Source organism: Solitalea canadensis DSM 3403 (assembly GCF_000242635.2).
Taxonomy (GTDB): domain Bacteria; phylum Bacteroidota; class Bacteroidia; order Sphingobacteriales; family Sphingobacteriaceae; genus Solitalea; species Solitalea canadensis.
On record NC_017770.1, the window covers coordinates 831,623 to 853,534 of the forward strand.

At 36.7% G+C, this 21,912-nt stretch carries 19 protein-coding genes; 8 read left to right on the forward strand and 11 right to left on the reverse strand.

Features of this window, described 5'->3' with window-relative positions:
• Nucleotides 1-185: 185 nt before the first annotated feature.
• The 3 genes from accC to SOLCA_RS03375 all read left to right on the forward strand — a co-directional run bounded on the left by accC (nucleotide 186) and on the right by SOLCA_RS03375 (nucleotide 3,774).
• Nucleotides 186-1,670: an acetyl-CoA carboxylase biotin carboxylase subunit gene (gene accC / locus SOLCA_RS03365; RefSeq protein WP_014679040.1), complete on the forward strand. Its 1,485-nt coding sequence runs from the start codon at nucleotides 186-188 to the stop codon at nucleotides 1,668-1,670.
• A 98-nt stretch (nucleotides 1,671-1,768) separates the two neighbouring features.
• On the forward strand, nucleotides 1,769-2,353 hold the full coding sequence (locus SOLCA_RS03370) for a riboflavin synthase (RefSeq protein ID WP_014679041.1): 585 nt from the start codon (nucleotides 1,769-1,771) through the stop codon (nucleotides 2,351-2,353).
• 203 nt (nucleotides 2,354-2,556) lie between these two features.
• Entirely contained in the window at nucleotides 2,557-3,774 is a 1,218-nt protein-coding gene (locus SOLCA_RS03375) for a serine hydrolase domain-containing protein (RefSeq protein ID WP_014679042.1), read from the forward strand.
• 94 nt (nucleotides 3,775-3,868) lie between these two features.
• Here SOLCA_RS03375 and SOLCA_RS03380 read toward each other — a convergent pair whose 3' ends face one another.
• The 4 genes from SOLCA_RS03380 to SOLCA_RS03395 are packed head-to-tail and all read right to left on the reverse strand — an operon-like array spanning nucleotide 3,869 to nucleotide 6,909.
• Entirely contained in the window at nucleotides 3,869-4,318 is a 450-nt protein-coding gene (locus SOLCA_RS03380) for an NUDIX domain-containing protein (protein WP_014679043.1), read from the reverse strand.
• A complete protein-coding gene (locus SOLCA_RS03385) occupies nucleotides 4,315-5,556 on the reverse strand; it encodes an MFS transporter (RefSeq protein ID WP_014679044.1) in 1,242 nt (413 codons plus the stop codon). Before SOLCA_RS03385 ends, SOLCA_RS03380 begins: the two co-directional genes overlap by 4 nt.
• A gap of 15 nt (nucleotides 5,557-5,571) precedes the next feature.
• Complete coding sequence (locus SOLCA_RS03390) at nucleotides 5,572-6,093, reverse strand: GNAT family N-acetyltransferase (RefSeq protein WP_014679045.1); 522 nt, start codon at nucleotides 6,091-6,093, stop codon at nucleotides 5,572-5,574.
• Nucleotides 6,094-6,117: 24 nt separating this feature from the next.
• On the reverse strand, nucleotides 6,118-6,909 hold the full coding sequence (locus tag SOLCA_RS03395; protein WP_014679046.1) for a carboxylesterase family protein: 792 nt from the start codon (nucleotides 6,907-6,909) through the stop codon (nucleotides 6,118-6,120).
• Between the two features lie 145 nt (nucleotides 6,910-7,054).
• Here SOLCA_RS03395 and SOLCA_RS03400 point away from each other — a divergent pair, with 145 nt between their 5' ends.
• Entirely contained in the window at nucleotides 7,055-7,630 is a 576-nt protein-coding gene (locus tag SOLCA_RS03400) for a TMEM175 family protein (RefSeq protein WP_014679047.1), read from the forward strand.
• Nucleotides 7,631-7,897: 267 nt separating this feature from the next.
• Here the strand turns inward: SOLCA_RS03400 and hscA are convergent, their stop codons facing one another.
• Both hscA and SOLCA_RS03410 read right to left on the reverse strand, forming a co-directional pair.
• Nucleotides 7,898-9,754, reverse strand: coding sequence for a Fe-S protein assembly chaperone HscA (gene hscA, locus SOLCA_RS03405; protein WP_014679048.1), 1,857 nt, complete (start codon nucleotides 9,752-9,754; stop codon nucleotides 7,898-7,900).
• A 165-nt stretch (nucleotides 9,755-9,919) separates the two neighbouring features.
• Complete coding sequence (locus SOLCA_RS03410; protein WP_014679049.1) at nucleotides 9,920-10,975, reverse strand: PLP-dependent cysteine synthase family protein; 1,056 nt, start codon at nucleotides 10,973-10,975, stop codon at nucleotides 9,920-9,922.
• Nucleotides 10,976-11,229: 254 nt separating this feature from the next.
• Here SOLCA_RS03410 and SOLCA_RS03415 point away from each other — a divergent pair, with 254 nt between their 5' ends.
• Nucleotides 11,230-11,820, forward strand: coding sequence for a hypothetical protein (locus tag SOLCA_RS03415; protein ID WP_014679050.1), 591 nt, complete (start codon nucleotides 11,230-11,232; stop codon nucleotides 11,818-11,820).
• Nucleotides 11,821-11,854: 34 nt separating this feature from the next.
• Here SOLCA_RS03415 and SOLCA_RS03420 read toward each other — a convergent pair whose 3' ends face one another.
• Together SOLCA_RS03420 and SOLCA_RS03425 are read right to left on the reverse strand one after the other, a co-directional pair.
• Nucleotides 11,855-12,946: a glutaminyl-peptide cyclotransferase gene (locus tag SOLCA_RS03420; RefSeq protein WP_014679051.1), complete on the reverse strand. Its 1,092-nt coding sequence runs from the start codon at nucleotides 12,944-12,946 to the stop codon at nucleotides 11,855-11,857.
• 54 nt (nucleotides 12,947-13,000) lie between these two features.
• The gene (locus SOLCA_RS03425; protein ID WP_014679052.1) at nucleotides 13,001-14,341 is read right to left on the reverse strand and encodes a dihydroorotase; all 1,341 of its coding nucleotides are present in this window, start codon (nucleotides 14,339-14,341) and stop codon (nucleotides 13,001-13,003) included.
• Between the two features lie 144 nt (nucleotides 14,342-14,485).
• On the opposite strand from SOLCA_RS03425, the gene SOLCA_RS03430 reads away from it, so the two are divergent.
• From SOLCA_RS03430 to SOLCA_RS03440, 3 genes are all read left to right on the forward strand, one after another.
• Entirely contained in the window at nucleotides 14,486-15,844 is a 1,359-nt protein-coding gene (locus tag SOLCA_RS03430) for a DEAD/DEAH box helicase (protein ID WP_014679053.1), read from the forward strand.
• 62 nt (nucleotides 15,845-15,906) lie between these two features.
• Nucleotides 15,907-16,242, forward strand: a complete 336-nt coding sequence (gene gldC, locus SOLCA_RS03435; protein ID WP_014679054.1) for a gliding motility protein GldC — start codon at nucleotides 15,907-15,909, stop codon at nucleotides 16,240-16,242.
• A gap of 276 nt (nucleotides 16,243-16,518) precedes the next feature.
• On the forward strand, nucleotides 16,519-17,736 hold the full coding sequence (locus SOLCA_RS03440; RefSeq protein WP_014679055.1) for a hypothetical protein: 1,218 nt from the start codon (nucleotides 16,519-16,521) through the stop codon (nucleotides 17,734-17,736).
• Nucleotides 17,737-17,887: 151 nt separating this feature from the next.
• Here SOLCA_RS03440 and pepE read toward each other — a convergent pair whose 3' ends face one another.
• From pepE to SOLCA_RS03455, 3 genes are all read right to left on the reverse strand, one after another.
• Entirely contained in the window at nucleotides 17,888-18,601 is a 714-nt protein-coding gene (gene pepE / locus SOLCA_RS03445; protein WP_014679056.1) for a dipeptidase PepE, read from the reverse strand.
• Between the two features lie 70 nt (nucleotides 18,602-18,671).
• The gene (locus SOLCA_RS03450; protein ID WP_014679057.1) at nucleotides 18,672-19,544 is read right to left on the reverse strand and encodes a DUF4249 domain-containing protein; all 873 of its coding nucleotides are present in this window, start codon (nucleotides 19,542-19,544) and stop codon (nucleotides 18,672-18,674) included.
• Between the two features lie 4 nt (nucleotides 19,545-19,548).
• The gene (locus tag SOLCA_RS03455) at nucleotides 19,549-21,906 is read right to left on the reverse strand and encodes a TonB-dependent receptor (protein ID WP_014679058.1); all 2,358 of its coding nucleotides are present in this window, start codon (nucleotides 21,904-21,906) and stop codon (nucleotides 19,549-19,551) included.
• Nucleotides 21,907-21,912 lie beyond the last annotated feature (6 nt).

Below are 21,912 nucleotides of genomic sequence, written 5' to 3' on the forward strand. Positions count from 1 at the left end.
AATTTAACTTTTGTTTTTTGACGATCAATTCCAATGCTTCTCAATAAAAATTGAAAAGAACTTAAAAACGGAAAAATAGTTTAATTTTAACGCTTCAAAAAGCTGACCAAACCCTATAACGTTTTAAAATATAATACATGTATAGGGGATGTTTTATGATAAATCCAATCTAACTGAAGTACTTGATGAATAAAATACTTATTGCCAATCGTGGGGAGATTGCGTTGCGCATTATGCGTTCGGCGCGAGAAATGGGAATTAAGACCGTTGCTGTTTATTCCGATGCCGACAGAAATGCATTGCATGTTCAATATGCAGATGAATCGGTTCATGTAGGTCCGGCAGCTTCTAATCAATCATATTTAGTAATAGACAAAATTATTAATGCAGCACTGTCGACCAGGGCTGATGCAATTCATCCTGGTTATGGCTTTTTATCTGAAAATGCAGATTTTGCCCGTAGAGTAAAACAGGCCGGCATTACATTAATCGGTCCATCACCCGAATCAATGGAAATGATGGGCGATAAACTTTCGGCAAAAGCAGCTGCAAAAAAATATAATATTCCTTTAGTTCCTGGAAGTGATGGAGCTATCGCAGATGAAAATGAAGCCATGCGTATTGCGCAGGAAATAGGTTTTCCTATTCTTATAAAAGCGTCTGCAGGAGGCGGTGGAAAGGGTATGCGTGTGGTTGAAAAAGCAGAGGAATTAGAAGAACAAATGCATCGGGCAATAAGTGAAGCTAAATCGGCATTTGGTGATGGATCTGTATTCATTGAGCGTTATGTTGCATCTCCTCGTCATATTGAGTTTCAGGTATTGGGAGATACTCATGGAAATATTGTTCATTTGTTTGAACGTGAATGCTCGGTACAGCGTCGCCATCAAAAGGTGATTGAGGAAGCACCTTCGGCAGTTTTAACTCCGGAAATCAGAGAGAAAATGGGTAAATGTGCTGTTGATGTTGCTAAAGCATGTAATTATGTAGGCGCAGGTACAGTAGAGTTTATTCTTGATGAAAGTTTAAATTTCTATTTTCTTGAAATGAATACCCGCTTGCAGGTTGAGCATCCTGTAACTGAAATGGTAACAGGCCTGGATCTGGTTAAGGAGCAAATAAAAATTTCACGTGGAGAAACGTTAAGCTTTAAACAGGAAGATCTTAAAATCAATGGTCACGCTATTGAACTCCGTGTTTATGCAGAAGATCCTAATAATAATTTTTTGCCGGATATCGGGACATTAAAACGTTATAAAACCCCTCAAGGTCCGGGAGTACGTGTGGATGATGGATTTGAGCAAGGTATGGAAATTCCTATCTATTATGATCCAATGATTGCTAAACTTATCACTCACGGCGAGGATCGTAATGAAGCTATTGACCGAATGATCCGTGCAATTAAAGATTATACCATATCTGGCATTGAAACAACTTTGGCCTTCGGACGTTTTGTAATGAAGCATGAAGCATTTGTGTCAGGGAATTTTGATACTCATTTCGTGAAGAAATACTTTAACGGAAAGCTTGAAGAAGAATATGTTGAAGCAGAAGCAGAACTGGCTGCTGTCATAGCATTGAAAGCTCTTGAAAAAGCTAGAGGTAAGTCTGCTGCACAAGCCAATCAGCAATCTGGTTACAGTAGCTGGAGAATGCGTAGCAGACTGTAGCGTTTACCAGAGAGGTAAGAGGTAAGTAATTAATGAGAAGAAATGGAGTGATAGTTTTTCCAAATTCTCAGATTTTCAAATTCTCAATTTAATAATAAGTGTTTACAGGGATTATTGAAACATTGGGCGTTGTTTCCAATATAGAAAAAGAAGGTACAAATATTCATTTCACTATTGAATCACCTATTTCAACCGAATTGAAAATTGATCAAAGTGTGGCTCATAATGGTGTTTGTTTAACTGTTGTTAAAACGGATAGTAATAAGCACACTGTTACAGCAATTGATGAAACGTTAACTAAAACCAATTTGGGCAACTGGAATGTTGGTACTAAGGTAAATTTAGAGCGATGTATGCAGATGAATGGCCGCCTTGATGGGCATATTGTTCAGGGGCATGTCGATCAAACTGCTGTTTGTACGCAAGCCGATACTAAGGATGGGAGTTGGGAATTTAGCTTTAAATATGATGCTTCGGTAGGAAATGTTACGGTAGAGAAAGGTTCAATTACGGTTAACGGAACTAGCTTAACGGTTGTTAATTCGAAAGACGATGAGTTTTCGGTAGCAATAATTCCATATACATATGAACATACCAATTTTCATACGATCAAAGTAGGCACTACTGTGAATCTTGAGTTTGACATTATTGGTAAATATGTCGCTAGGTTGATGAATAGATAAGGACCTTTAAAGTATACATAAATTCTGCTTTTAAGTGAGTATGAATAACTAAAAAGTACATAATTTAAATATTAGAAAAACTGAAAAGTTGATGCATGTAAAACATCAACTTTTTTTTATTTTATGGATGAAAAAGTCTTTGCTATGAGCTAGAAATTTCCATTTTTGCATCTCCTTAAACCAAGTTACAACTAAAAATCTGGATGAAGTTTATTGTTTATACTACTGTTGCACTTATTTCTTTAGGCGGTTTTTCCGCATGTAATTCCAAAAAAGCAAAAGTTAAAAGCGTTGAAGACACGCGTTCCTGCATAGATAAAATGAGTCCTAAAACAGAGGATATTGCCAATATTAAAAAGGTCATACATGCAGATCAAAAAGCCTGGCAGTTGGATACCATTTTTGAGAAAAAAGTAAAAAAAGAGGGCTTCAATGGAAATGTGCTGGTGGCCCAAAAAGGTGTAGTTATCTACGAGAAATCTTTCGGATTTGCTTCCTTCGGTGGGAAAACAAAAGATAGTCTGAAATCCGATTCTAAGTTTCAGTTGGCTTCCATGTCAAAAACATTTACGGCTGTTGCCGTTTTAAAGTTGATAGAAGGAGGGAAGTTAAAATTGGATGATAGTGTTCAAAAGTTTATTCCGGATTTTCCTTATCATGGCATTGATATTAAAATGTTATTGTCGCATCGCAGTGGCTTGCCTTATTATGCTTATGCGTTTGATGATAGTGTAAGAAGAGTAAAAACTCCTCCTGATAATAACCAGATATTAAAGTGGTTCGCTCAATCAAGGCCAAAACCTTATAATGTACCGGGGCGCTCATTTGCGTATAACAATAGCAATTATATGGTGTTAGCTTCAATTGTTGAAAGAGTTACCGGAATGCCTTTCGATCAATACCTGAAAATGGCCATTTTTGATCCGCTTGGAATGAAAAATACATTTTTATTTACCACAAAAAATGATTCCATCAACGTAAACAGAACGTTTGGATACGAAGGTCGCAGAAAGGTTAGTGTTGATTATTACGATAGTGTAATAGGTGATAAAGGGATTTATTCAACGGTTGAAGATCTGTTCAGATGGTATAAAGGACTTAATTCTGACTGTTTGATTTCTAAAAAGACAATAAAGGAAGCTTGGGAACCTCGTAGTTTTGAACGTAAAGGCATTAAAAACTATGGTTATGGTTTTAGAATGATCTTAAGAGATGTAGATAGCAAACACCCTAAATATGTATATCATAATGGCTGGTGGAAAGGTTACAGTACACTTTTCTGGTTTAACCCTAAAGAAGATTATGTTGTTATTATTTTAGGGAACCGAAAGAACGGAACAGTTTACAGAGTAAAAAGCATTTTGCAGGTAATGGAAGAAGACTCCAATGTGAGTGACTTGGACGATGAATTAGCAGATTAGATAGGAGATATGGGATTTGAGATATAAGATATGAGTTTGAGATAGAGAGTAACAGTAGTTTTCTCATATCTCAAATCTCACATCTCAAATCTATTTAGAACCATTGTTGGTTAATATTACCCAGGTAAGTAGTTCTGTCACTTGATCCAAATCCAAAAAGTATCTTTATTTCAGCTCCTATATTTGGGTATAGGTTTTTATCATCAAGGTCATCCACATTTATCCATTCTGCCGAAAGCGCTGAAGTATGGATAGCATTTAAAACCGGAACACCTGCTACTATTTTCCCGGCAAAGATATTATGAACTACTACTTCCTGTTTTTCCACCCTATGGGTTTCTGCCACAAACAGTAAATCATCAATTTCAATAGTTAAGCCCAATTCTTCCTTAAGCTCACGTACAACCGCTTGTTGTAATGATTCACCAACTTCAGGGTTGCCTCCAGGTAAACCATACACTTCGGTTCCACCATAAATGTATTTCATCAATAAAACCGAATCATTGTTTAAAAGCACAATGGACGGTCGGATTTTGTGTTTCATATTTCTTTTTTTGGTTTAACTCGCATTGCAAATATAGCCCAGGCAATGGTGGTAAAAATAAAACCTAACCACATTGGCGCATAATATGACCTTGCAACTACAAATCCTCCTATTAATGGAGTAATAATTTGTGCTAATGATTGAATAGATTGTTGCATACCTAATGTTTCACCTTGAATATGTTTCGGTGCCGAATTTGATACAACGGCTGCAAAGTTAGGCATGCTCAATCCCTGCATTATTGAGAATAAAGGAATACATAAATATAAACCTATAACGCTTTGGGGCAAAAGATAAGTTAAATAACTGAAGGCAAAAACAATTAAAGCAAAATTGAGCAGCTGATAAGGACTGAACTTTTTTGATAATAACCGTAAAATGCCTGCTTGCGTAATGACTCCCCACAATCCGATAAACCCAAAAATATAACCGATATGGGCCTCATCAAATTCAAATTTCTTGATCAGGAAAACCTGGAAGAATTGAGTAAACATAGTAAATCCGAAAAAGAACAAAAAGACCACTATAAAAAGCGCTCTTAAATTACCACTGTTTAATACCTTTCTAAGATTTAAAAAACCTCCTAATACACTAATTTTTGCTTTCCGGTTAGGAGTTTTGAGTGTTTCAGGAAAACGAATAATTACCAGTATGATATTAATGATTACTAATAAAGCAGAGAAGAATATAGGAGTGCTGGCATCAAACCAATGGACAATCTTATCACTTGAAAGAATGCCGCCTAAAACAGGTCCGATGATAAACCCTAATCCGAAGGCAGCCCCAATCATACCGAAGTTTTTTGCCTTACTTTCAGCATTACTTGAATCAGCAATGGCCGAATATATAACGGAAAGATTGCCTGCCGCACAACCGGCGATGGCTCGTCCAATAAATAAAAATTCGATTTTTCGGAAATGTATTCCTGCTGCAAAAGCCAGATAGCCAATAAGGGTAGCAAATAGGCTGTAAAAAAGAACCTTTTTTCGGCCATGTTTATCTGATAATCCACCTAAGTAGGGACCACTGAAAAACTGAAAAATGGAAAAGGTAGCTATTAATAAGCCCAGCAAACGTGTTCGCTCTTCGTAAGAGGTTTGACCGATAAAGAGGATATCGGAATCAATAAATAATGGACCGACAATAGGAATTATAATACCAATGCCTAACAGATCGATAAAAACTGTTATGAAAATGGTCAATAAAGGACTTTTCTGCTTGTCAGGTGGTATTTCCATAAGTAGAAGATTCAGTTATAATTGTTTATAATTATGATTGAACCAAGCCATTGCTATGTCAGCCTCAAGTCCATTAACACCCATCACACGATTTACAAATTTGCCTTCAATCGTAAAGCCTAATTTCTCATAAAAACGAATGGCTTTGTCATTACTTTCCCTCGCAAATAATTCGATGCGAAGTATGTTTGAATGGTTCTCTTCCACATCCTCAATCAATGCCGAAAATAAATGTCTTCCTACACCTTTTCCCTGCCATTCTGGATCCACAACGATGGTAAGTTCACTCAAAATATGCGAAAACACTTTGAGTGAGGGAGTATAACAATGAATTTCGCCGATAAGTATCGATGGGTTATTATCGTGTTCAACCACTAAAATAACGCCATCTTCTGTAGACTTTTTAACAAAAGAGTCGATGTATTCGGTATTTACCTCCGAAGAAATGCGGGCAATTCCGCCTTCAACTTCAGCAACTCTTTTGTATAGGTTTAAAATGGCTGTTAAATCAGCTTTTGTTCCTTTTCTAATCTTCATAATAGCTGGGGTTCGACGATGGATCTATTTTGATAACGAAAATAACCAAGATAATAACGAAGGCTCTGCAAACGCATTGTCCCAACTGTTGTGATTTACTTCCGGATATTCGGTGTATTTAACCTTGCATCCGGCATCTTGTAATGCTTTATACATGGTGCGCGAAAATTCTACCGGAACCACTGAATCTTTGGCTCCATGGAAAATCCATACGGCTGTTTTCTTGGCATATTTTGTAACTGTTTCCGGACGAGCGCCACCACAAATAGGAACTGCAGCCGCAAATAATTTTGGATTTCTCCAAAGCATTTCGAATGTACCCATGCCGCCCATTGACAGGCCCATTATGTAAACTTTTTTTGAATTTACATTCCCTTTTTTGATGTAATCTTTAAGCATTTTTTGGGTTAGCGCAAGTGGCAATGTGGGGTCTCCATCCACCTGAAAATTAAATGTACGATTATTGGCAACCGATGAGATCTTGACATTAGACCAATAGTTGTTTGCCGGACATTGAGGGAAAATTACTATTGCCGGAAATTGTTTTCTTACTGAGTCTTTTAAAAATAATTTGGCTCCATGAGTAAGTTGTTGTTCATTATCACTTCCCCGCTCTCCTGCACCATGCAGAAATAATACTAACGGATATTTTTTTGATGAGTCGAAGTTGTCTGGTAATAGAATCCGATATAATAATGTGTCTCCCTTGTTGACGAAAGTTTGTTTTTCAAATAAACTCATGTCCTGGGCAATGGATTTTTTTGTAATGAAAGTGCTAAAAACGAAAAGTAATAGGTATAAAAGTTTTCTATTCATTATTGACAGTTTTAGAATAATTATCTAATGTAAGGTATTGAATAGCTATTTCAAATGATCAAAAACGATAAAATCGTTATTTTGAAGGTAGTTAACTAAAACTTTACAAGTATCTTTCATCAAATATTTATTTTAAAATCAATATATGACCAAAGGCCGGCTGGAAGCATTTAGCGATGGCGTAATAGCTATCATCATCACAATTATGGTATTAGAGATCAAAGTACCTCACGGAAGTGATCTTATGGCTTTAAAGCCGCTTATTCCGGTAGTAATTAGTTATGTGCTGAGTTTCATTTATATAGGAATTTATTGGAATAATCATCATCATATGTTGCATGCAGCAGAGCGAATAGACGGGAGTGTTTTATGGGCCAATTTATACCTGTTATTTTGGTTATCATTAATTCCATTTGTTACAGCTTGGATGGGCGAAAATCATTTTGCCCCTGTTACTATGATGATGTATGGATTTATAATGTTGATGTGTGCGTTGGCTTACTATATTTTGCAAACAAGAATTATCGCTAAAAATGGGAAAGATTCCAAATTATCACAAGCTTTAGGAGCGGATTTTAAAGGGAAGGCTTCTCTTGTGCTGTATACACTTGCTATTGGAGCAGCTTTTATTCATGAATGGATTTCTGCTGCAATCTATGTTTTAGTGGCAGTTATGTGGCTTATACCAGATAAGCGAATTGAGAAGGTGATCGATAATTAATTATGAACCATATAAGACATATAAGGAACATATAAGAAAAATGAGCTAAAATTTAAACCATATAAGACATATAAGAACATTTAAGCTATACTCTTATAATTTCTTATATGGTTCAAAAATTATGCAAGACATGTAAGGAGTTAAGCTATATTCTTATAATTTCTTATATGACTTATATGGTTCAAAAATTATATAAGGCATGTAAGGATTAAAGCTATACTCTTATAATTTCTTATATGTCTTATATGGTTTAAAAATTATATGGTTTTACCCGATTGATTTGCCTTTCATGGCTGTGGCAATTGCAACGTCCATTACACGTTCGGCAAACGGGCGAGTATATTCGTTGACGGCATCAATTTGAGTTAGAATTTCATCTTTAGAGCCCTTTGGAAGTAGTTTTTTCAAGGCTTCAACCATTTCAATTGTTTTACTTCTTTCTTCATCATTCAGTAAGTGACCGTTACTGTTTAAGAAGCGTTCAACTGTATAGATCATTTGTTCGCCTTCAGTGCGTGCCTCAATAATCATACGTTGAGCCACATCATCTTTTGCGTGTGAAACTGAATCCAATAGCATTTTTTCAACTTCCTGATCTGTTAAACCATAAGTTGGTTTTATCTCAACTTCCTGTTTAACACCGGAACGCAATTCAATCGCCTGAACGGTTAATATACCATCAGCATTTAACAAGAAATTGATGTCGACTTTAGGAAAACCGGCCGGCATAGCAGGGATGCCTTTTAAGTCGAATTCGGCGAGTTTACGATTGTCCTTTATCAGGTCGCGTTCACCCTGGAATACCGAAATTTTCATGTTTACCTGACCATCAATTGCAGTTGTATACTGGCGGCCAGCTTTTGTCGGAACTTTTGAGTTACGAGGAATGATCACATCCATTAAACCACCCATTGTTTCTACACCTAATGAAAGAGGAGTAACATCAAGTAATAGGATGTCTTTACGGTTTCCGGCTAGGATGTCGGCCTGAATGGCAGCGCCTAAAGCCACAACTTCATCAGGATTAAGGGTATCATTCACTTCCTTGCCGAAAAATGACGAAACTGAATTTCTTACTAATGGTGTGCGGGTTGAACCACCAACCATTACAACCGCATCAATATCAACAGCGGTTAATTTTGAATCAGCCAGGGCATTTTTACAACTGTTAATGGTAAGATCTACTTTAGGTTGAATCAGCGATTCAAATGTTGACTTATCTATTGAACAATCGATTCCTTGAACTTCACCTGCAAAGGAGTCATTAAAACTCAAGTGTTTTTTTGCTTCTTCTGCTTTTAATCGAAGCGATTGTCGAATTTCTTTATATTGTTTAAGCTCGTCCTCTGTTAATCCACTTCTTTTTACCCAATACTCAATAATTGCACGGTCAAAATCGTCTCCTCCTAAAAAGGTATCGCCATTGGTAGATAATACCTCGAAAATACCATTTTGGATTTTCAGGATAGAGATATCAAATGTTCCGCCTCCTAAATCATAAACGGCAATGGTTTTTTCTTCATCCGGACTTAATCCAATGCCATAAGCTAAACTTGCGGCAGTTGGTTCGTTTACAATACGAAGAACATCTAGCCCTGCTAATTTACCTGCATCTCGTGTTGCCTGACGTTGCGAGTCATTAAAATAGGCCGGAACAGTAATTACAGCACGATTCACCGGTGTTTTTAAAGCATGTTCAGCACGCGCTTTAAGCTCCTTAAGAATCATAGCATATAGCTCGATGGGGGAGTAAAATTTGTCTCCAATTTTAACTTTTACAAGTGTATCGCTATCGTCATCAACAATTTTATAAGAGAAGAAATTCTGATAGTGCTCAATATCTTTATATGATCGTCCAAGCAAACGCTTTACAGAGAAAATAGTATGTTCAGGGTCTTCAATTAAATGTTCTTTTGCATCATTTCCAACGACAACACCGCCAGCCTGACCAAGGTGAATAATAGATGGTACCAATACCCCCTTGCCCATATCATTGATTACCTGCGGATTTTTTTCTGGATTGATAAAAGCTACTAACGAGTTTGTAGTTCCCAAATCAATACCCACAATAATATCTTCTTTTTGCAAAGAACCTGTTGCCAGGTTTATAGAGACTTTCGCCATTAATCTTTTCTTAAACTGATTTTAAATAACGGCAAAGATAAGGAATAGTTTTAGTGATGATTGTTTTAAATCTTTTTTGACATAAAAATGAGTTTACAAAAAAAGCCGCCATTTACGAATGGTAAATGACGGCAGCTAAAAATTATTGTAAAAACTAGGAAATGCTTAAATACAGTTGCAACGATCAATTGGCTGATAATCGATAAACTCAACATCAGGAGCAAAATAACCTTCTTTTACTGGTTCTTCTTTCATCAGATCAGTGCTTAAATATTTTTTGTTACTATCGGCAAAAATGGTTACCACATTAGCATTTGAGCCCATCTTGTTTTGCAACTTCATGGCTCCAATAATATTAGCGCCAGAAGAAATTCCAACTGCCAGGCCTAATTGACGAGCTAGTTTTTGCGCCATTAAAATTGAATCGCCATCCGGAGCCTGAACCACTTCATCCAGTTCATTTAATTTAACAATAGCCGGAATAAACTCATCCGAAATGCCCTGAATACGGTGCGCACCTACTTTATATCCTGTTGTTAGGGTAGGTGATTCAGCAGGTTCCAATGCGTGGATTTTGATATCGGAATTCATCTTTTTAAGATAGTTTCCAACACCCATTACAGTGCCTCCGGTTCCAACTCCTGCTACAAAAGCATCAGGTTTAACTCCGATACTTCTTAGCTGGTTCCAGATCTCAACTCCGGTAGTTTTTTCGTGAGCGATCGAGTTGTACTCATTCGAAAACTGACAAGGTAAAAAGATGTTCGGATCAGCAGCTGCCATTTGCTCAGATAAAGCGATACTTCCCAGGAAACCGCCTTCTTCTTTGCTAATAAGCTTAATATCTGCACCCAAACTACTTATTATATCCATACGCTCTTTGCTGAGCCAGTTAGGCATAATAATGGTAACATCATGACCTAAGGCTTTACCTACTGCTGAAAATGCAATACCTGTATTTCCACTGGTCGCCTCCACAATTCTGTCGCCTTTCTTGATTTTACCTTCACGATAAGCCTGTTCTAAGATGTAAAGAGCCATACGGTCTTTAATACTTCCTGTAAGATTATAATGCTCACACTTTACATACAACTTACGTTCTTCGCCCTTAAACGTATAGGAAATTTCAAGCATCGGGGTGTTGCCGATCATTCTCCAAAGTTCTCTGAACTTTTTCTCCAGACTGGTTGGAAAAACAGCCTGGCTTTCTTCAAGAATCATATTAATTAATCGATTGGGGTTATAGGTTAAATAACTAAGTGCAATTTTAGGAAATAATTACTTAAATAGAGATTATAATACATTGTCTACCAATAAAATAGGGTTTGTGGTCTAGCGTTTGTTTGCAAGTAGAAAACCTTTCTAATGAGGCTGTAAGGGTGATTGGAGATGCTAAAGTAGCCGATAGTCGTATAAAAATTTTACAAAGCAACTGATATTTCTTTTCGACCGTCTTCTTTATAAAGCACACTCTTATGATTACCAGATCGTTTTTTATCGTTTTATTTTTCCTGATACCCGGTTGTTTGTTTGCACAATATAATGATGGCGTAGTTTTAGAATTGGGAGCTGGTTCCAGGGCAAATTTAGGAGGTAAATGGGGAGGTTTTAGGGGTTATACAATTCCTGTGGCTGTAAATTTTATAGGCAGTACGGGATGGTATGGGGGAGTTTTGTTTCAAGGTGGGAAGATGAAAACTACTCCATCAAAGTTTTCAAATAAAGTATCCGAACAATTTGATCAGTGGTTGTTAGGCGCTCAGGCCGGTAAATTAATCCCATTGAATACATTTCTCTCAGCAGATATCAATATAGGTTTATCATTGCTGTACACAGACGGTGTTGCTTTTGCAAATGATATAGCTTCTTTGTTTGACAAAAATGAAGAGTTCATTAACAACGAAAATGCATTTGACAATGCCCATATAAATGGATCAAGCTCTTTATCATTTCTGTTTCTGCCTCATAAACAATCACCTGTATATTTTAAAGCAGGAGGCTATGTCAATTTAAATAGCTTTGCAACGTCAAAAGGACTATTGTTTTCAATTGGATTAAGACTGTAAAGTAATTGAAATTTCTTTACCACGGCTTCACGCATTATTTTACCTCAACTTCAAACGATTTCGGCCATCTTTTGCCGGTAACGATCATACGTTGAGTTTTGTTATTATAAGCAATACCATTTAAAACATTATCCGTATCACCTTTTTTTCCAACATGCTGTACAATATCATTTGCAGATAGGTAAGCCAAAACACGTCCATTATCCGGATCGATTTCTACAATGTGGTCGTTCATCCAAACGTTTGCATAAAGCTTCCCGTTGATAAATTGCAAGGCATTTAAACTATCAATCGGGCGTTTATCACTCCACACACTAATTACTTTCTTTATTTTATCAGGTTGCTCAGCACTTAAAAAATAGATATTACTTGAGCCATCACTCATGATCAGCTCTTTACCATTATTGGTTAAGCCCCAACCTTCATTAATCCCATAAGGGTAGGTAAACGTATTTAATTGCTTGAAACTTTCTTTGTCATAAACAAAACCAAGTTTAGATTCCCACGTAAGTTGGTAAATCTTATTATTCAGCACAGTAATTCCTTCGCCAAAGAATCGCTGATCAAGGTTTATTTTTTGAGCAACTTTTCCTGTGTTTAAATCATATTTCTGTAAAGAAGATTCGCCGTACATACCGGTGCCTTCGTAAATGCTTCCATCAATAAATTCAAATCCTTGGGTAAAGTTCGCCGGATTATGAGCATATTCCTTAGTTATTTTTAACGTGTGAGTAGCAGGGGAAATATTAGACGTAATTGCAAAGTCAACCGCGTCAGAAAATTGCTCATTTCCATTATAATAAATAGTATAGGCAAAACGATGAAGTCCCAGTTTTAACTTATTGGTTAATACCTGCGTGTTAATGGATTTATCACCTTTTATAGCGGATTCAGCTGATTCATCAAAAACAGCAACAATCGAGTCGATTTTCTTGGGAGAATCTGTTTTGGTCAGGAACTTAATATTAATTGTATCACCCCATTTAAATAAGTCATTCGACTGGATGGAAACATCCTTGATCAATGAATTCCTGATTTCATCCTGCGTTTCTTTTTTACACGAGTAAAATGCAAAAGAAAGAATTAATAGGGCGATAAAGGATAGTGAATGTTTGTTGAATTGCATTTAATAAGGGATATAAGAGCCTTCCTGCTAATTACTAACAGGAAGGCGAATTAACTAATTTCTATCGAATAATAATCGTTGACCTTTGTTGGTATGATTCAGTCTGCCGTTTTCATAAGCCAAGTTTCCGCTAACGATGGTATGAGTTACTTTTGCACTAAATTCCTGACCTTCAAAAGGAGACCAACCGCATTTGTACAAAATATTGTCTTTGGTAACCGACCATGGGTTGTTCAAATCTACTAACACTAAATCAGCCCAATAACCTTCTCTGATAAAACCGCGTTTTTCTATATTGAAACAAATAGCCACATTATGTGCCATTTTTTCAGCTATTTTTTCTAACGATATTTTTCCTTGGTTATGGAATTCAAGCATAGCCGTTAATGCATGTTGAACCAATGGTCCGCCAGACGGTGCTTTTAAATAAGATTGTTCTTTTTCCTCTATTGTGTGAGGCGCATGATCTGTGGCAATCACATCAATATGATCATTTAAAACAGCCTCAAAAATTTGCGCACGATCAGCTGCCGTTTTTACAGCGGGGTTCCATTTAATGTAATTACCTTTTGTTTTATAATCCTGATCACTGAACCAAAGATGGTGAACACAGGCTTCGGCAGTTATTTTTTTATCCTTTAACGGAGTTTTATTGTCAAATAATTGGGTTTCAATACCTGTTGAAATATGTAAAATATGTAATCGGGTGTTGAATTTCTGTGCAAGATCAATTGCCTTACTGGATGAAATATAACAGGCCTCTGCACTTCTAATCAGTGGATGCATTTCAATGGTAATACGCTCTTCTGTAAATTCTTGTTTAAATCGTTCGAGATTATTACGGATAGTTGCTTCATCCTCACAATGGGTAGCAATTAACATCGGAACTTGAGAGAAAATACCTTCCAATGTCTTTTCGTTGTCAACAAGCATATTTCCTGTTGATGAACCCATGAAGACTTTTATACCACAAACATTTTTGTTATTCGTTTTAAGTACCTCCTCCATGTTATCATTTCCTGCTCCCATAAAAAAGGAGTAATTGGCCAATGACGAATGTGATGCGATCTGATATTTTTCTGCTAATAATTCCTGCGTAAGTGTATTAGGAACTGTATTTGGCATTTCCATATAAGAGGTAATACCGCCCGCTACAGCCGCTGCTGATTCAGACGCAATATTTGCTTTATGAGTTAACCCGGGCTCACGGAAATGTACCTGATCATCAATACAACCAGGAAGTAAATATTTCCCTGCTGCATTTATTTCAATAGTGGCCGTTTCATTTATTGATGAATCGATCTTTTCAATAAAACCGTTTTTAACTAAAACATCAGCCGTAAATTGTTTGCCTTCATTTACAACAGTCGCATTCTTTATAAGGATAGAACTCATGGCGCAAAGGTAAAAAGATTTGAGATAAGAGAAGTGAGAAATGAGATGTGGATTTGAGACCCAATTACTTCTGTGTTGTGTAGTATCTCGTGTTCCAAATCTGAAATCTAACAGCTAACAAAAAATAAATGCTAATTTTGCGGCATGTCCAAAACTTTCGAGGATTTTCAGTTTAACCGCCAGATTTTGAATGCAATTGAAGAATCGGGTTATACTACTCCAACATTAATACAACAAAAAGCGATCACACCCATTTTGTCAGGAAATGACTTGATGGGGATTGCGCAAACGGGAACTGGTAAAACAGCTGCCTATGTATTGCCAATGGTGATGAAGCTAAAGTATGCACAGGGAAACGATCCTCGTGCATTGATTTTAGTTCCAACGCGTGAGCTTGCTTTGCAAGTGCTTGAAGCAACTCAAATTTTAGCAAAATATACTGATTTACGTATCACTGCAATTTTCGGTGGACTTGGTCCAAAAACGCAAATTGAAACGATAAAGAATGGTGTGGATGTGCTAATTGCTACTCCGGGTCGTTTTATGGAGATTTATCTGAAAGGTGATCTTGTGGTAAAACACCTGAATTATTTCGTAATTGATGAGGCCGATAAAATGATGGATATGGGGTTTATTCCTCAAATTCATAAAATATTGGAGGTAATTCCACGTAAACGTCAGAATTTGTTGTTTTCGGCAACCATGTCGCAACGAGTGGAAAATTTAGCGGGTGATTTCTTAAAGTTTCCTACCAAAGTAGAAGTAACGCAACAGGCAACTCCGGCAGAAACGGTGACCCAAGTGCTGTACTACGTTCCAAATATTAAAACCAAGGTTAACCTGATGATGCATTTATTGCAGAATCAGGAAGAGGTAAGTAAGCTGATCGTATTTTGTAAAACAAAAACAACAGCAGACAGTATTTCAAAATATCTTGTACGACAATATGGAGAAGAACAGGTAAGAGTAATACATGCTAATAAAGGGCAAAATTCTCGCATCAATGCCATTAATCAGTTCAAGAATGATGATATCCGGATTTTAGTTGCAACTGATGTGGCTGCACGTGGTTTGGATGTATCGGATGTGAGTCATGTTATCAATTTTGATGTTCCGCTAATTTATGAAGATTATGTTCATCGAATAGGGCGGACCGGGCGTGCTAACAAAACAGGAGATGCGATCACTTTTTGTACGGATGCGGAGAAGATGCACATCGAAAAAATTCAAAAACTGATCCGTCAGCAGATTCCTGTTGCCGACATCCCTTCAGGTATTAAGGTGGCGGAAACTCCTTACGACGAACGTCAAACGATGGCGCGAGAAATAGACGAACAAAAACGTAAGGCAGATCCAACCTTTAAGGGTGCCTTTCACGAAAAGAAAAACCCGTTTGCGAAGAAAGCAGAAAAAACAAAAAAGGAACAAAAACGTTCCTATACCGATCCTAAAAGTAAAGAAGCTCGTTTTGGGCCAAAGAAAAAAGGGAAGGGTAAGCGATAATAATTGCACATAATCAGTGTAATCAAACAATAAAATAATCGGTGTAATCCAAAAAATAAATAATGAAAAAAGCAGAAATTAAGTTAGCCATCGAATTAGATGATCAAAATATTCCGGAAACGATAACGTGGGAATCAACTGATAATGAAAAGAAAGAAGCGGTTCCGGCAAAAGCGTTTATGTTGGCTATCTGGGATCACAATTATCAAAATACATTAAAAATTGATTTGTGGACTAAAGAAATGCCTGTTGATGAAATGAAACGTTTCTTCTATGAAACATTAATGACCATGGGAGATACTTTTCAGCGTGCTACAGGTGAAACTGCTATTGTAGAAGATCTTCGTGATTATTGTGCTCACTTTGCTGAGAAAATGGAAGTGACTAAACAGTCATAATTGTAAAAATATTAGTGCAAGAAAGGCGTAATTCTTTGATAAGACATTACGCCTTTCTTATTTATCATTGCTGAACCGATTTAAATAGTGTTTAAATAAATATTCTACCGTTAAACAAATTTGCCTAAATAGTTGTTTAATTGCTTTTTCTTTAACTTCATTTATCTTTGCAACCAATTAGGCAATTAAAACATCTATAGCCTTAAACAAGTAATGCATTATTAATTACAGTTTAAGCAACAAACCAATTTCGTCTATCAATTACTAATTACATAAATGAAAAAACAATTATTTGTATTAACTGCCGCTGCAATTGTAGCATTATCGGCATGTAAAAAAAGCAATAACGGCAGTAATGAAACTCCTGACGACTTCTCTCTTCCTTATTCAAACCTACCTGTTGAAGAGCAAAAGAAAGGCCTTGAGAAATCTGGAATTAACTTTATTGATCAAATTACTGAACTTCCAAGTGTTGAGGCGGTTGATGTTATCGAGCATTTAGCAAGTTTAAATAGTCCAACAATTGGTGAAAACTCATTAACTAAATTGGTTAGCGCGGTGTTGGCTGCTAAACAAAAGCAATATGATAAAGTAATGGAAGAAACAGGTGGAGTACCCGTTGATCCGGCTGAAACTACTGCTTTATCTGAACTTTTCGGTGTTTATAACTGGAACGCTCAGACAGCTGACTGGGATAAAGTTGCTGCAACAGACCGATTGGAGTTAAATTTTCCAGCATCTCCAAATGCAACTGGTAACAATGCGAAGTTTGTAATGACTTACAAATCTTCAGGTATTTATTTTGTGGATGGAAGCGATAAAACTGAATTGCCATCGGAAGTTAATGGTAAATTAACGGTTGGTACCAAAGAATTATTGACTTATAAATCAACTGCAGCTTATAAAGCTGATGCAACTCCAACTGCAACCAGCTCAACATTAACACTTGGTGCTTATGTTGTTTCTGTTTCAGCAAGCAATAATGGTGCAGTAGCTGCAAGCGATTTCAGTATTAAGAAAAATGATAAAGTATTGATCGCAAGTTCCTCTAAAGTTGATGGAAATACCGGTTCAATTAGTGGTAATGAATCAGCCGATGAAATCGTAAATAATGCTAATACTTCGTTCCAGGTAATGAACTTAAAAATTGCAGGTAAAGTGGATGTAAAAGCACTTTCTAAAGTTGAGAACAATACACAAAATGAGGCAGCTGCTAAAAAGTATGCTGAGGCAGTAAATGCGAACAGTGCATTAGTAGCTATTAATACGGATGATAATACTGTTTTTGCTAAAGTTAAATGCTATGCTAAACAAGGTGTTGAGATTTCTTATGAATGGGATGGTACAAACTGGTATGCTAAAGAAACTAAAGTTTGGAAACCTGCATTTAAATTACAATTCAAAGATGGCTCTTTAATGGAAGTTGGAACCTACTTCGAAACCGGTTTCGATAACTTTATTGATAAAGTGAATGAATTTGTAGAGAAATTCTAATCATTGATAAAAACTATAAAAAGGCCTGTTTGAATGCTCAAACAGGCCTTTTTATAGTATATGACGAGGTAAGTTGCTCCAGAGGAGCATATACTAAAAGTATTTACTCATATTTGCTTCAACTATCTGTATTGTATCACTCCGATATCGATTATTTCAATAAAAAAGTGAAATCATCAGCCTTGTCAAGCTCCTTAATTTCTTCATTCTTTTTGAAGAGGCGAACTGATTTTTGACCTTCTAAACGAATGGTATTATTCTCTATATAAAACATACAACCTTCCCTTAACCCTGCAACATATTTATCAGGATTAGCGGTTACATATTCAAGTATTCGTTGCTCCCTGGTTTCTCCTGCATGATTATCAGGGTGACTATCTAAATAATGAGGGTTGATTTGAAAAGGGATCAGGTTTAAGGCATTAAATGACTGCGGTTGAACAATAGGCATGTCATTAGTAGTGCAGATTGTCGGACAGGTAACATTTGTTCCTGCACTCCAACCTATATAAGGGGTACCTGATTTAACTTTTTGTCTGATGGCCTCTATCAAGCCCAGCTCTTGCATGTTTTTTAATAAATGAAAGGTATTTCCTCCTCCAATTACGATTGCTGAGGCGACTTCTACAGCTTGCACCGGATCAGGGCTTGTATGAACCGATGTTACCTTAACGTTAAACTCCGAAAATCGTTCCTGCACTTTACGTTGATACTCCTCATATGAAAACGTTACTGCAGCAAACGGGATGAAAAGCACCTCGTTTACGCTATGCTTTTTTAGAAAATCAGCAATAAAGCTTTTTGGATATTCCAGGTATTTTTCTCCTGCATTAGTAGAATTGCTGAGTAAAAGAAGATTAAGCATGATAAAAATAATAAGGTTTTGGTACCGCGAACTTACGGAGTAGAATTTTAAATTGAAGCTTAATTTACTACTACTTATTTAGTGGTTTTGCAATTAGTTGATAAACAGAACTTCCATAACCGCACCAGATGCCCAATGCAGGTCCCTCAATATTAGTAGGGATATCAGCAACCGAACCTGCAAATGGGTTTCCCTTGTTTAGTTGTTGTTCATGGTATTTATTCCAAAACAAATAACCTTTTTCCGGGAGGGTGCTAAGCTTTACAAAAACGGTGTCGCCAATTGGGTAAAATACCTGTGTTTTATTTTGAAGGTAGGAGTCGGGTCCCCTGTTTATTTGTATTCTGGTGCTTTTTCCATTAAAATAATGGTCGTCCATAGCTGAACGTAAGGTTGGAATAAATTTCTTATTGGTACTTTTTATTAGCGTTGAAATTCGATAATAGTTCTTTTCTGCAGCGTTATCCGTAAATTTAACATTGAGTTGTGCAACCGTATCAATGTTAGGAACAGCTTCAAACCACACGTCATCAAATTCAACCGGAGCAGGAATGGTTGTTTCAGACTTTAGCGTAATTCCTGCATACTCAACGGTTAATGTGTATCGTTTCCCGATTTCACCCTTTAATTCATTGCCTTGGTAAATAAAGGGAGGGAAATAATTATTGTTGATTTTTCCGGTGAGTACTTCTGTTTTTTCTCCGTCGCTAACCGTAACTTTTGCCCATCTGATCATGAGTTCCTTTAAAGTAGCTGAATCGAGGGTAGAGAAGAACGGAGCATTATGTGTTAATAGCACCACCGGGTAATCATCGTTTTCTATCCATCCTTCAACAACAAATTTCGGACTATAATTGGGGGTGTCGTCATACAAATTACTGGCACATCCGCAGATAAAACAGCTGAATAATAAAAAGTATACTAGAATTGCAGAACGTTTCATGGTATTAAAATTTAAAGTTCCAAGCTACTGATGGCAGCATTCGCAGCAAAGAAACCGGTTGCTTGGTGATCTGTACTTTGTATTTTTCTAAATCTCCTTTGGCAATAAAGAAAACATACATTGGATTATCCTGGTTGTAGGCATTGTAGATTGAAAAATCAAGACTGCTTTGGAATCGCTTAGAGCTCTTTAGCTGGTATTTTGCTGAAATATCTAACCGATGATAGTCTGGCATTCTGAATGAATTATACGGTCCATATTCATTTACAATATTACCGTCGATAATATAACGAGCAATAGGAAGTGTAAATGCATTTCCGGTATTGTAGGTAAAGGAGGCAGATAAATCCCATTTTTTATTGATGTTGTAAATAGCGACCAAAGAAGCATCATGACGGCGGTCGTATTTTGCGGCAAACCGCTCTCCATTATTTATTCCATCAAACTGCCGGTCTGTTTTTGAAAGCGTATAACTCAACCAACCTGAAATCTTCCCTTTTTTCTTTCGTATCTGGAACTCAGCACCCATCGAGCGACCTGATCCGAAGAGTAGATTAGTGTCGAAATTGGAATTGTCAATCAGATTAAACAGACTCTGATTTAACTCAACCTGACCTGCCATTGATCGATAATAGAGTTCAACAGCACCTTCATAATTATTATGAAATAGGTTTCTATAATATCCACCTGAATACTGATAACCTGTTTGGTTAGGGATGTTTTTAGAGGAAGAAACCCAGAAGTCGGATGGGAAGTTAACTGCCGAAACGGTTAGTAAATGGATAAACTGATTCCTTTTTTCAAACGAAAGCTTAACTGATGATTGATCATTCAATAGGTAACGCAGTGTAAATCGTGGCTCTACTACATTGAACTGTTTAATTAATTTGTTAGAAGCAAAAAGGGTAGTGTCAGTTTGATTATTGCCAACCGATTGAACCAAGGAATAGGGGCCTAAGTGCCTATAATTGGTAAACCTTAATCCTCCGTTTATTGATAATTTATCAGATAGTTCGAAATCATCCTCTATAAAAACGGCTGCTTCGTGTGTGTAATAACGATTTACAGGTCCGGTTTCAAATTTGGTGTCGCCAGAAATGATCTCAGGTTTGTTAGGAAGCAAGTTGTGATAAGTGTATTGAATACCTGCACTCAACTGGTGCCGGTTAAGTGTATATCTAAGTAGGTTTTTATAGTAAAGATCAGTAATTCCCGAAGTAAATTTCCCACTATAAGCATCCTGTGAGGCACTGAAATCTAATTGATAATTACTGTAACCGATGAGCTGATTAAGATTAGTTTTATCATTAAACTGATGCGACCATGAAAGAGCTGCTGCATCATTTCCCCAATACATCGAATTTTGCATGTTGATGTTGGTTAAACCCAAACCAAAATCGTCTCGTCCCGAATACGCAGTAAATGACAATAAATCTTTACCGGAAAGTTTCGAAACAAAATTCAGATTAAGGTCGTGAAAATCGTACTTAGGATTTTTAAGTAATTTTTGTCCTGATCCTAGTTGGTTGTATACGGGCCAAACAGTAAGATTTAAAAATGTTTGACGAACTGCTACATTTAAATAAGTTGAGGACGAAAACGGTATAGCTGCAGCTACTTTACCATAAATTAATCCAACAGTACCGCTTATGGTAGTTTTTTCGGGGACAGACTTAAACGTATTTACTTTTAAAACCGACGATAAGCTTCCGCCATACTGTGCAGAAACACCTGATTTCATCAAGCTGATATTGTCAAAGCCATCGCTGTTAAAAACGGAAAAGAAACCGAGTAAGTGCGATGGGTTATAAATCTGGGCATCATTGTATAAAATAAGGTTTTGTCCGGATGACCCACCACGAACATATAAGCCTGAATTTGCTTCACCACCGTTTCCGATACCAGGCATTAATTTTAATGTCCGCATGGGATCTGCCTCTCCCAAAAAAGTTGGCAACTTTTTGAGTTCTTTTTTACTCATTTCTATTACACCGGTTTGAACCTGTGACACTGCATTACCAGTCGTGTTTGCATGCACTTCCACTTCTTTAGTTTCAATAACTAGTTTTTTTAGACGGACGACTATACTTGTGTCATTTGTAACAGTTAACGTAAATTGAAGGGGTTGGTAAGCCAAATGATTAGCGGTAAATTGATGTTTGTGGTTTGAAATCAGCGTAGTTTTAAATTCGCCTTTGTTACCAGAGGTTAATTTAATAGCGCCTATTGTAATGGAAACATTAGAAATAATCATCCCATTTTCTTCATCTATTACAACACCACTCACACTGCTTTTAGTTTGTGCAAATAGTTGAAGGCCCAGAAAAGATAAAATAAGGGCAATGGTTATTGGTTTAAACATTAAGAA

Bases quoted from the DNA above. Each gene is read 5' to 3' on its own strand.
- SOLCA_RS03430 (WP_014679053.1), top strand. From the start codon at position 14,486: ATGTCCAAAACTTTCGAGGATTTTCAGTTTAACCGCCAGATTTTGAAT.
- SOLCA_RS03440 (WP_014679055.1), top strand. From the start codon at position 16,519: ATGAAAAAACAATTATTTGTATTAACTGCCGCTGCAATTGTAGCATTA.
- pepE (WP_014679056.1), bottom strand. From the start codon at position 18,601: ATGCTTAATCTTCTTTTACTCAGCAATTCTACTAATGCAGGAGAAAAA.
- SOLCA_RS03375 (WP_014679042.1), top strand. From the start codon at position 2,557: ATGAAGTTTATTGTTTATACTACTGTTGCACTTATTTCTTTAGGCGGT.
- SOLCA_RS03390 (WP_014679045.1), bottom strand. From the start codon at position 6,093: ATGAAGATTAGAAAAGGAACAAAAGCTGATTTAACAGCCATTTTAAAC.
- SOLCA_RS03450 (WP_014679057.1), bottom strand. From the start codon at position 19,544: ATGAAACGTTCTGCAATTCTAGTATACTTTTTATTATTCAGCTGTTTT.
- SOLCA_RS03410 (WP_014679049.1), bottom strand. From the start codon at position 10,975: ATGATTCTTGAAGAAAGCCAGGCTGTTTTTCCAACCAGTCTGGAGAAA.
- SOLCA_RS03415 (WP_014679050.1), top strand. From the start codon at position 11,230: ATGATTACCAGATCGTTTTTTATCGTTTTATTTTTCCTGATACCCGGT.
- SOLCA_RS03455 (WP_014679058.1), bottom strand. From the start codon at position 21,906: ATGTTTAAACCAATAACCATTGCCCTTATTTTATCTTTTCTGGGCCTT.
- accC (WP_014679040.1), top strand. From the start codon at position 186: ATGAATAAAATACTTATTGCCAATCGTGGGGAGATTGCGTTGCGCATT.
- SOLCA_RS03380 (WP_014679043.1), bottom strand. From the start codon at position 4,318: ATGAAACACAAAATCCGACCGTCCATTGTGCTTTTAAACAATGATTCG.
- SOLCA_RS03420 (WP_014679051.1), bottom strand. From the start codon at position 12,946: ATGCAATTCAACAAACATTCACTATCCTTTATCGCCCTATTAATTCTT.
- SOLCA_RS03425 (WP_014679052.1), bottom strand. From the start codon at position 14,341: ATGAGTTCTATCCTTATAAAGAATGCGACTGTTGTAAATGAAGGCAAA.
- SOLCA_RS03395 (WP_014679046.1), bottom strand. From the start codon at position 6,909: ATGAATAGAAAACTTTTATACCTATTACTTTTCGTTTTTAGCACTTTC.
- SOLCA_RS03400 (WP_014679047.1), top strand. From the start codon at position 7,055: ATGACCAAAGGCCGGCTGGAAGCATTTAGCGATGGCGTAATAGCTATC.
- SOLCA_RS03385 (WP_014679044.1), bottom strand. From the start codon at position 5,556: ATGGAAATACCACCTGACAAGCAGAAAAGTCCTTTATTGACCATTTTC.
- hscA (WP_014679048.1), bottom strand. From the start codon at position 9,754: ATGGCGAAAGTCTCTATAAACCTGGCAACAGGTTCTTTGCAAAAAGAA.
- gldC (WP_014679054.1), top strand. From the start codon at position 15,907: ATGAAAAAAGCAGAAATTAAGTTAGCCATCGAATTAGATGATCAAAAT.